General features: G+C 69.7%; 5 protein-coding genes. 3 read left to right on the top strand and 2 right to left on the bottom strand.

From position 1 onward, the window contains the following. Positions 1–114: 114 nt before the first annotated feature. Positions 115–552 (top strand): hypothetical protein, encoded by a 438-nt coding sequence (locus ACFQQI_RS22440; protein ID WP_378568762.1) that lies wholly within the window; start codon positions 115–117, stop codon positions 550–552. Between the two features lie 165 nt (positions 553–717). Here the strand turns inward: ACFQQI_RS22440 and ACFQQI_RS22435 are convergent, their stop codons facing one another. Then, entirely contained in the window at positions 718–1635 is a 918-nt protein-coding gene (locus tag ACFQQI_RS22435) for a sulfotransferase domain-containing protein (RefSeq protein ID WP_378568760.1), read from the bottom strand. A 163-nt stretch (positions 1636–1798) separates the two neighbouring features. Further along, positions 1799–3475 carry a phosphodiester glycosidase family protein gene (locus tag ACFQQI_RS22430; protein WP_378568758.1) on the bottom strand — a complete coding sequence of 559 codons (1677 nt, stop codon included), beginning with the start codon at positions 3473–3475 and terminating at the stop codon, positions 1799–1801. A gap of 361 nt (positions 3476–3836) precedes the next feature. Between ACFQQI_RS22430 and ACFQQI_RS22425 the strand changes: the two genes are divergently transcribed. Next, positions 3837–4541 carry a GntR family transcriptional regulator gene (locus ACFQQI_RS22425; protein ID WP_378568756.1) on the top strand — a complete coding sequence of 235 codons (705 nt, stop codon included), beginning with the start codon at positions 3837–3839 and terminating at the stop codon, positions 4539–4541. A gap of 174 nt (positions 4542–4715) precedes the next feature. Beyond that, positions 4716–7571 carry a family 20 glycosylhydrolase gene (locus tag ACFQQI_RS22420; protein WP_378568754.1) on the top strand — a complete coding sequence of 952 codons (2856 nt, stop codon included), beginning with the start codon at positions 4716–4718 and terminating at the stop codon, positions 7569–7571. Positions 7572–7808: the final 237 nt, after the last annotated feature.

Genomic DNA, 7808 nt, shown 5'->3' with positions numbered 1-7808 from the left:
TTGATCGGGCCGTGTTGATCGGGCCGTGTTGATCGGGCCGTGTTGATCGGGCCGTGTTGATCGGGCCGTGTTGATCGGGCCGCAACGGGTACGGCAAACCCGGGAGGCGCCGCGATGACTACAAGCGCGATCAGAACAACCGACGCATCGACGGACCAGATCGCCCGAACCAGTCCCGGCCCGGCACAAGCATTCGGCCTTGTCCTCGACGCTGCCGTCGGGACAGCCGCAGCGAAGCTGGAGCGCAAGGTCACCGGCTGGCTCGACAGGCTCGACGCCGTCGCCGAGTCCGGAGGTGTGCTGCAGGCCGCCGGGGTCGAGGGCATCAAGGCGCGTGCGCATGGAAGGAGCCCGGCGTGGGCCGCGGTCCGAGCCGTCTGGCAGACAGGGGCGCCTGCAGTGAAAGCGGCGGTCGTCACCTCGGTGGTGGCTGCCGTGTTGCTCCTGCTGGTGTCACCGGCGCTCTTGGTCGTCTACCTCCTGAGCTGGCTCGTGATCGCTGCCGTCTGCCGAGCCCGGGCAGCCCGCCAGCGCCGCCGTACCCCAGCGTGAGCCGGCTCGACGATGTTCTCGGACACAGGATCAAGGCTCGCCCACGAGCGGTGATGGCGCGGCGTACCGGCGCTGACGTGTGCCCTACGTCCATCGTCCAACCGTCTGCGCACCCGCGCAGTTGGGTTCGCCTCGGCAACGCGGAGCACCTGCCGAGCGGGAACCTCAGTCGATCGCTTCGCGGTGCACCCAGTCGATGAGGTCGTGGGAAGCAAGAGTTCGCACACGGGCTGCGTACCGCTCGAGGTCGGCGTGGCCGAGGAGGTCGTGCCACTGGCCACTGGTGCCGCGGTGGAAGAAGGCGGCGGGGTCGATCCAATGCTCACGCCCACCGCCGGGGACGGTCGTCTCGGCTCTGCTGCGCATCGACTCGAACGTTGCCGCTCGGACCAGGCCCGGCCATCGATGCTCGGCCACGTCGATGCCGAGGCGGGCGGCGAGCTGCCGCATCTGTCCCTCCAGGTCCGCTTTCAAGTCGTCGTAGTGCAGGAGCACGATGTCGAGCCGGTCTGCGGCGTCGCGGAACGTCTGCAGGTGCTCGACGGTACGCCGCAGCGACGACCCGACCTGCGTGGACGGCGTCTCGTCGTCGACCCACTGCCAGAAGCGGTCGCGCTCGCCGTCCGGGCGCGGCGGTCTTGGTCGCAACGGTTCGAGCTCGATGCCGTCGATCGCTGCCGCCTGTTCGCGGGCTGCCAGGAAGGCGCCGACGTCCGTGTTGTCGATGTGGTGGTCGATCGACAGTGCGACGTCGCGGGGGTCACGCCCGACGCAGATGTAGCTGACCGTCGGATCGTTGGGTATCCCGTCGAGAGGCGTGTGGGTCTTGAGGAACCGGCGATGCGTCTGGGCCTGCAGATCCGCGAACACCTCGGAGCGGGCCCGGGTCACCATGTCGATCCACGGCGAGAGCCTGTCCAACGGGAGCGGGAGCTCCGGTTCCTGCAGGACGAGCAGAGCGCAGATCATCTGCGTCCACGTCGTCCCGCACTTCGGCGGCGGAGCGATGACGATGTCACCGGGGCGAAGCTCGAAGCCGTCCCAGCGGTCGCTGTCGTAGACAGTCCCCTCATAGCGGCGCACGGTCGCCATTCTCGCAGCGGTTCAGATCCCGTCAGTCCAGAAGTTCCACCGCGCAAGGGCGACCGATGAAGTCGCTCTCGTGGTCTCAGCCTGGTACGCGGGCATGTCGGCGGCTGCCACAACGGTTCGGCTGTGCCCCCGCGGACCAAGCAGGACCGTCTGGTCAGCGGATGACGATGGCGTCTCCGACGGGCCGTTCTCCGGTCGCATCGGAGGGGTGCGAGACGACGCTGTCGTCGACAACCGCCGCCGTCGATCCGCCACCGTCGAGGTTCACGGCGTCGACGAGGCCGAGCGCCCTGGCGACGTCGGCCGTCTCGGGGATCGAGAGGCCGTTCTGGTCGAGCTGGCGGCCGTCGACGGTGACGAGGACAGTCCGGCCCTGGCGGTCGACGCCGGCGAACGTGCGCGGGTTGCGCTGCAGCACCCATCCATAGGCAAACGACGGATCACCCGGGCGCACCATCCCGTCCGCGGCCTGGGTGATCCGCTCGCGGCCATGGGCAAGCAGCAGCGGCCCGCCGTTGACAACGGAGACGCCCGGTCGGTCGAGCCGCTGTCCCTTCCCCGAGTACAGGTGCGTGCGCAGGTCGAGCCGGTCGCCGACGACGAGGCCGGCGAGCTCGGGGACCCGGTCGCCGGTGGCCTGGAGCGATTGCTGACCGGGCTTCAGCGCGGTGCCGCGCACGTCAGCGATCGCCATCACGCGCCCGTGCCGGTCCGTCACGACCTCACGTCCGGGGCCGCCGGGCGTGCGCGCGCCGAACTGCGTGTCGAACGCGACGAGCTCGCCGGCATCCGTGCAGGTGATGTCGTGCAGCGGGTGGTCGGTCGGGGAGTCGCCGACGCCGCCGCAGTTGCGGATCAAGCCGGGCACGCGGTTGAGGCCGTCGAGCAGGGCCGTGCCCCTCGCCAGACGCACCGTGCCGCGCCACACCGGGCGGGTGATCTGCGTCGAGCGGGCGTCCTCGCGCAGCACCAGCACGGGTCGGCGTCCGACCGGCTCGGAGGCCAGACTGCCGTCGTAGACCCCGGCGCCGGCGGGGTCGCCCTCTGCGCCGGCGGCAGGGTCGAGCACGAAGAATCCCGCGTTCACGGCCGCCGCCGCGTGCTCGTACGCCGCCAGGGCGGACGTCGTCTCCCGCTTCTCGATGTCGGGGCCGTAGGTGGAGCGCAGGTCGCCGCGGAAGCGGTGCGGGTCGATCGTGAGGACCTCCAGCGACCAGTGGCCGGCCGCTTGGTTGCCGCCGTCCCAGCCGGCGTACCAGCTGCGCGACGTGAATCCCTGGCCGCGAAGCGTGGCGACCTGGGCGTCCGCCTCGGCCTTGCTGGCGTAGGTCGCGGCCAGGCGGACGCGGTAGCCGATCACGCCCGCGGGCACGTCGGCGGTCGCGGGCTGCTCAACGGGTTGGGCCTGGGACGACACGCCGGCGGCGGCCAGCTGGGCCACCAAGGCGTCGGCCGCCGTCCGGTCCTGAACCGCGCGCGGGGGAGCGTCCGGGTCGGGGCTGGACTCGGACGAGGGGATGCTGAGCTCCACGACCCACCGCACGTCGGGACTGGTCGCTCCCCGCTCGATGTGGGTCCACGTGACACCGCGCTCGAGCGTCGTGGTCGTGCGCGTCTCGGGCAGGCCGGGAGGTCCGAGCGGCAGCGGCGAGACGCCGTGGTGGGTGGTCGTGCTGACGAACGATGCCGTGCCGCTGGCGGGCGGCGAGCCCCCGGGGCCGAGACTGAGGGAGGCGACGAGGCCGACGGCGGCCAGTCCGACCGCGGCGGCCCGCGCAGAGCGGTGGTGGGACACGTACCCGAGAAGGTCCATGTCGTCAGGCTCGCCCACGCAGGCCCCGTCGACAAGGGTGCGCGGTGCTCCATCTGCCGGCACAGTTGTTGGACGCTGGATCAAGTCTCTCATTTGAAGTACGCGATCCCGGACGTCCGCGAGTGGCTGGCGGACCAGCGCGAGAGCGTGCCAGGACGTGCCGCGGCCGGGACCTCGCGGCCTGGTCCTCCTAGACCTGTGTTCCATTCCGTCAACGCGTCGAGCTGCTCACCCCGCGCCCGCCCCCGTCGGGGACTTCGAGCGCCCGGGGCGACGATGGAATCTCCCGCTGTGAAGAGCCGGGCTCGTCGTCGAGCAGTTCGAGGTAGCCGCAGTGGTTGTTGTCGCATGCGCGCGCTCTCCGGGCAAGATTGGCCAGATGACGGTCGAGCGACGCGCCACCAAGCACAGCGAGTTGGGCGAGCGACTGCGCGAGCTCGTGGCGCAGCTGCCCCCGGGTGGCCCGTTGCCTCCCGAGCGGCAGCTGGCCGAGGAGTGGGGTGTGGCCCGGATGACGGTGCGTCAGGCGATCGCATCGCTGGCTCAGGAAGGACTGGTGCGCACGGTCCACGGTCGGGGCAACCTGCGGGCACCCGAGCCGATCTCGCTGCGGGTCCGCCTGGGTTCGTTCGCTGCGGAGCTGCGCGAGCATGACCTGGAGCCGACCACCAAGATTCTTGCGAGCGGAGTCGACGAGAACCCGCCGGAAACAGTCGTCGAGTTCCTCGGCGCCGAAACGAGGCTGTTCAAGATTCGGCGGCTACGTCTTGGGGACGCCGTTCCCCTTGCCCTGGAGCAGACCTGGCTACGGGCTGACATGGTGCCGGACCTGATGGAGGAGTTGCTCGAGGGCAGCCTCTACGAGTACCTCGAACGCCGCGGGAAGCGCCCCGACTCGGGCGAGGAGTCCGTGCGTGCCGGGCTTCCCAACGTCGAGGAGGTGCGACTTCTCGAGACTGCGTCCAGCCGCCCGGTCTTCCGTCTGACACGCCGGTCACTCCTGCGCGGGCGTCCGATCGAGATCGGCGATGCGGTCTTCCCCGCCGACCGCTGTGAGCTCTGGTTCCCGCTCAGCGAGGTCTGACACCCGAGTGACATCGGTCTTGACAGGTCCGGCGGGGGGCCACTTGAATGCCGAGAGGTCTAGACCAATTCCACCTCTCGGGAGCGCGGCATGGATCAGGTCACCAGGGTCGGAGCATGTCGGGTCGCTGCGTCTGTGGCGTGTCTCGGCGTGGTGCTTGCAGGGACGGCAGGGGTGGCTGCCACACCGCCCGCCGCGACGACCGGGCAGTCCGGCATGCTCGCGCCGACCGGCCCGCCGGCGACCTCGTCGGCCGATCCGGTCACGGTGCCGGCCATGCAGACGTGGGAGCGAGGCGGCGCGGACTTCGTCCTGCCCGCCGGCCTGGTGTGGATCGAGATCGACGGACGCTATGCCGCGGAGCTGCGCGACGACGCCGAGACGTTCCAGTCTGACCTGCGCACACTGACAGGCCGGCGAGTGATGGTGCGGGTCTCTCGCGACGGTCGGCCCGGCGGCGACGGTGGGGTCGGAACGGCGTCGATCCGGATGACGCTGGATCCCGGTGACGACACGCGCGGCCCGGAGCAGTACACGATGACGGTCGACCGGGCGATCACCCTGTCCGGCGCGACACCGGACGGGGTGTTCGCGGCGACCCGCAGCGTGCTCCAACTGCTGCGCCAGTCCGATCGGATCCCCGGCGGATCGGCGACCGACTGGCCGGCGTACCCGGAGCGCAGCCTGATGGTCGATGTCGGCCGCAAGTACTTCACCACGCAGTGGATGCGCCGGCAGATCCGCGAGCTCTCCTACCTCAAGTTCAACCAGGTCCGGTGGCACATCACCGACAACCAGGGCTTCCGGATCGAGAGCCGTACGCACCCCGAGGTCGTCTCGCCCGAGCACTGGACCCGGCAGCAGGTCCGCGATCTCGTCGCCTATGCCGCGAAGTACCACGTCGAGGTGATCCCCGAGTTCGAGATGCCGGGGCACATGCAGTTCGCGCTGCGTGAGCATCCCGAGCTGCAGGTGGTCGATCGCAACGGCAATCGCAATCCCAACAACCTGGATCCGACCAACCCTGCTGCACGCGCATTCGTCAAGGACCTGCTCGATGAGCTCGTACCGCTGTTCGACGGTCGTTACATCCACACGGGAGGCGATGAGTTCACCAGCGACTGGGCCGCCTACCCAGTCCTGACCGACTGGGCCAGGGCGCACTACGGCCCGGAGGCGAACGCACATGATTCCGTCCTCGACTTCACCAACTTCCTCGACGACATCGTCCGGTCGCACGGGAAGACGATGCGTATCTGGAACGACGGAGCCCAAGGCGGCGCCGTCGTGGAGGCCAACCGCGACATCGTCCTCGAGTACTGGTCCATCCAGCACGGGTCGGTGCGTGCCCAGGAGTTCCTCGACGCCGGCTATCAGCTCGTCAACGCCAATCGGGGAGTCCTGTACGACGTCCCAGGAGTGACGCCCGACTACAACAACCTCGACCCTCGGGTGATCTATGACCAGTGGGACATGTCCCAGTGGCCCGACGCGCTCGGGCCGAACCTCACCGACCCTCACGCGCCGGGCATCCTCGGTGGCCAGCTCCACGTCTGGAACGACCTGCCCGGGGCGATGACGGAGGACCAGCAGGCGGGCCGCCTTGCGATGCCGTTGCGTGCGATGACCGAGCACTTGTGGGACTCGAACCGGGCAGCGGCGAGCTGGGACGCGCTGGCCGCGCACGCGTTCGCGGTCGGGCACGAGCCCCACTGGGATCACGAGCTCGCCAGCGCTACCGGCAACCTCGCCCTCGGGCGGCTTGCGTGGTCGTCATCGCGAGAGCTGAGGCACTGCCACGAGGCCGCGCTGGTCGACGGAGATCCCGCCACCCGTTGGTGTGGACCGAAGACCGCCCCTCAGTCGGTGGTGGTGGATCTGGGTCGCTCCGTCGACCTCTCCACGGTGGTGCTGCGCTGGGAGACCGCGTACGCGAAGGGCTACTCGATCGAGGTCAGCGACGACCGCCGGGCCTGGCGCATATTCGCGACCACGTCAACATCCGATGGAGGACTCGACGTCCTCCGCGCCAGGGGGCATGGACGCTACCTGCGGCTCTCGATGACCGAGCGCGGGACGACTTACGGCTACTCGCTCTACGAGATGGAGGTCTACGGTCCGGATTCGCTCGTCCCGGTTGAGTTCACCGTTGACGCCGGTCCGCCCGCCGTCATCGTCGGACAGGACCGCGCTCCGGCCCGAGCCACGCTGAGCGTCAGGAACGATTCACCCGAACCGGCCACCCTCGTCTGGTCGGCCGACCCGCCGCCGGGCATCGCGGTCGAGCCGTCGAGCGGCGTTCTCCAGGTCGGCGCCGGCCAGACCGTCGTCGCGGATCTTGCCCTGAGCGGCCAGGTCTCCGATCCGGGGTCCGTCCAGATCAACGTAGCCGGCCGAGAGCAGGGTGATCTGGTGCCGCTCGCCAAGGACACGATCGGCGTGTCCGTGCCGCTGGAAACGCTCGCGGAGGCATTCACCAACATCGGCATCACGTCCGACGACAACATCAACCCGCCCGGGCTCGGAGCCGGGTTCGGTGGTGCCGGGACGTCGTACTCCTTCCAGGCGCTTGCGGCGGCCGGTCTCACTCCCGGGGAAGTTGTCACCGTGTCCGGCGTCGACCTGACCTGGCCGGACGTCGCTCCGGGCGAGCGCGGCAACGTTCTCGCGAACGGGCAGAGCTTCTCACTGCGAGGTCAGGGCTCGACGGTGGGCGTGCTCGCGGCGTCGACGTACGGCCCGGTCACCAACGACTGGGTCGTGCACTACGCCGACGGGACCTCACAGGTGGTGCGGGCCAGAACCCCTGACTGGGCGGCCACCCCGCCTGCCGGCTCGGTTCGGGTCGCAGAGATGCCCTACCAGAACATCGTGCCGACCGGGCAGCGAGCTCGCCGCACCTACGTGTTCTTCGTCGGCCTACCCGTCGACCCGAAGAAGCAGGTCGAGGCGGTGTCCCTGCCCCGGGTCAGCGCCGTCGTGCAGCAAGGCGTCCCCGCACTGCACGTGTTCGCTCTCGGCATCGCGTGATCGGCCGATCGCCGTGTCGAGGCAGTCCTCGACCGTGAACAGGTCCTCGACGACGCACCCCGGCCCCCGACATGCCGCAAGTGCTGGACATCGGATGGGCCTGCGGGATCGACGGCGCGTGCCCCAACTGCGGCCGCTGCCGGCCCGGCGCTTCCCTCATACGGACTGGCCGGTCGACCTCATTGCTGAGGTCGGCGACCCACACGCCTCCCTGCAGTGGATCGAACTCACCTGACA

It is taken from the genome of Nocardioides sp. GCM10030259 (assembly GCF_042666375.1).
Taxonomy (GTDB): Bacteria; Actinomycetota; Actinomycetes; order Propionibacteriales; family Nocardioidaceae; genus Nocardioides.
Note: the sequence above shows the minus strand (reverse complement) of the source record. Positions and strands in the feature narration are given on the sequence as shown.